The organism is Paracraurococcus ruber (assembly GCF_004353985.1).
GTDB lineage: Bacteria > Pseudomonadota > Alphaproteobacteria > Acetobacterales > Acetobacteraceae > Paracraurococcus > Paracraurococcus ruber.
On record NZ_SMOA01000497.1, the window covers coordinates 1 to 2,290 of the forward strand.

The following is a 2,290-nucleotide window of genomic DNA, read 5'->3' on the forward strand; positions in this document are numbered from 1 at the left end:
GGCTGGTCGAGAAGAACGGCCATCGCAGCCCCGCCGACAGGCGCGCCGCCTGGCAGGAGGAGACCTTCAGGCGCGCCGCGTAGCCCAACCAGTTGTCCAAGGAGCCGGGTGCGGTACAGGCCGCTATCTCGACGACGGCGACGTCGTGCGGGAGGCTCTGCGCTTGCTCGCCCTGCGGGAATGGGAGGACGGCACCGCCCCTGCGTCCGCCCCGGTGCCTGCTGGCGCGACCACACCGCTCAAGGCCGCATGAGATCTGCCCACCCAGGGACACCTTGATTGGCTGTCCCAGGGCGACGCCGTCATGGTTGTTTCACGTAAGCGCGTGCCTTTGCGAGTTCCGGTCGTGCGCCATTCTCCGCGCGTGCCGCAATCTCGAGGAGGCTGGCGTAGTGCCGCCGCGCTGCTTCGGCTTCTCCCGCCAGCTCTGCCGCTCGAGCGGCACCGTAGACGGCCTGTCAGCGGCGGCGAGAAAGCGCGCCTAAACGGCGGCGAAGGCGCGGGCGTACGGGCGCTGGCGCGGGTGCGGGGATCGGGCGAGAGCGTTGGAGCCGGGGCGGATGCTGAGGCAGCCTGCGTCCCGGTCGCCGTGATGGTGCCGTCGTGCTCGCGGCTGTCCAGGACGCTGCGCGCCGCGCCAAGGCGCGGTGGCCTTCGGCCATCCTGGACATCCGCTGCGCGCGCCCGCGATGCGAAGTGCGGCCGGGACGGAAGGATGGCCTTGGCGAGCCGAACCAAAGGATAGGGGTTTGGTGGTGCGGACGGCGTGGTCCGCTCAGGTCCTGCTGGCGCGCCGCCGGCGGGCGCGGAGCTCGCTGCGCTCCTCGGCTTCCTTGAGGCGGTAGGAGTTGGCCTCGATGGCGATGATCTCGGCGTTGTGGACGAGGCGGTCGATCAGCGAAACAACGCAGGCGGCGTTGGGAAAGACCTCGTGCCACTCGGCAAAGGGGCGGTTGGTGGTGATGATCGTGCTCTTGGCCTGGTAGCGGCGGCTGATCAACTCGAACAGCAGGTCAGCATGACGGGTTGAGTAGGAGAGATAGCCGACCTCGTCGATGACCAGCAGGCTGGGACGGGCGTAGTGGCGCAGGCGGCGGCGCAAAGCAGTATCGCTGTCGAGGGCGGCGAGATCACCGAGCAGGTGGCCGGCGGTGGCGAACAGCACAGTGTGGCCGGCAATGAGGGCCTGATGGGCGATGTTCTGGGCCAGTGTTGTCTTACCCACGCCGTTCGGGCCGAGCAGGACGGCGTTGCTGGCCTCCTTGAGGAAGTCGAGGCTCATCAGGGCCTCGATGGCGGTGCGGTCGCAGCGCTTCGGCCAGGTCCAGTCGAAGTCGCAGAGGGGCTTGAACCGGCCGATGCGGGCGGCCTGCAGGCGCCGCTCCAGGCTCCGCCGGCCACGTTCCTGCTCCTCCCAGTCGAGGAGCGGCGCCAGCCAGGGCTGGCCGGCGACCTCGGCCCAGTGGGCGAGCAGCCCATGCAGGTGCAGCGCCGCGGCGCGGGTTCGCAGGGCCTGGGGGTCAGTCATCGGCGGCATCCTTGAGGCGGTCGTAGGTCTCGAGGGCGTGCGGCTGCACCGGCCGGTCCCGTGCCTGCAGGCTGGCGGGCAGCACGACGGCGACCGGCGGCGGCGTGCCGCGCTGCTCGCGGTGCCGGTCGAGCGCGAGGCGGACGGCGTTGGGGTGCGGCACATCCCGCTCGAGCGCCTCGCGGATGGCGGCCTGCAGGGCGGCGGCGCCATGACGCTCGAGCAGCTGCAGCAGCGTGGTGGTGACGCCGCCGAGCGGCGTGCCGCGGGCGGCGGCACGGCGCAGCAGCTCCTGGCTGGCCGGGGCGGCCTGGGCGAGGCGGTCGGTGCCACGGTGCTGGCGGGCGGCACGTTTCTGGGTCGCCAGGGCCTGCAGGTGATCGGCCTGCTCGATCTGCGCGCCCTTATCGTAGCTGCGGCGATGGCAGGCGAGCAGCTGGGCGCCGTCGACGATGCGTACCTGCTCCGGATCGGCGAGCACGGTCAGCACGCGCCGGACATGGGTGTGCGGGATGGAGTAGTCGTTGCGGTCGAACCGGGCATAGGGCGTCTTGCCGACCCGGACCGCGACGCGCTCGAGCAGCGGCGGTGGGTTGTCGGGCAGCGGCAGCAGGTGGCGGACCTCCTCGGCGAAGACCTCGCTGTAGCTGCTGGCCCAATCCTCCCCGGAAGTGCTGGCTGAAAATTCCCCAGTCCAGCGCGACTGCCCGCGCCCGGGGGCGAGCCCCCGGGCGCGGGTGGCGCCGGCCATGCCCCAGGATG

Annotated in this window: 2 protein-coding genes; both read right to left on the reverse strand. The window is 71.5% G+C overall.

The window, feature by feature from the left end; all coding sequences use genetic code 11:
* Window positions 1-775: 775 nt before the first annotated feature.
* The gene (gene istB, locus E2C05_RS31165) at window positions 776-1,528 is read right to left on the reverse strand and encodes an IS21-like element helper ATPase IstB (RefSeq protein ID WP_133223490.1); all 753 of its coding nucleotides are present in this window, start codon (window positions 1,526-1,528) and stop codon (window positions 776-778) included.
* The coding region (locus E2C05_RS33670) for a Mu transposase domain-containing protein (RefSeq protein WP_205083214.1) at window positions 1,521-2,290 on the reverse strand (770 nt) is incomplete at its 5' end. The genes E2C05_RS33670 and istB, both read right to left, overlap by 8 nt.

Coding starts and splice junctions, on each gene's coding strand:
- istB (WP_133223490.1), bottom strand. CDS start 1,528: ATGACTGACCCCCAGGCCCTGCGAACCCGCGCCGCGGCGCTGCACCTG.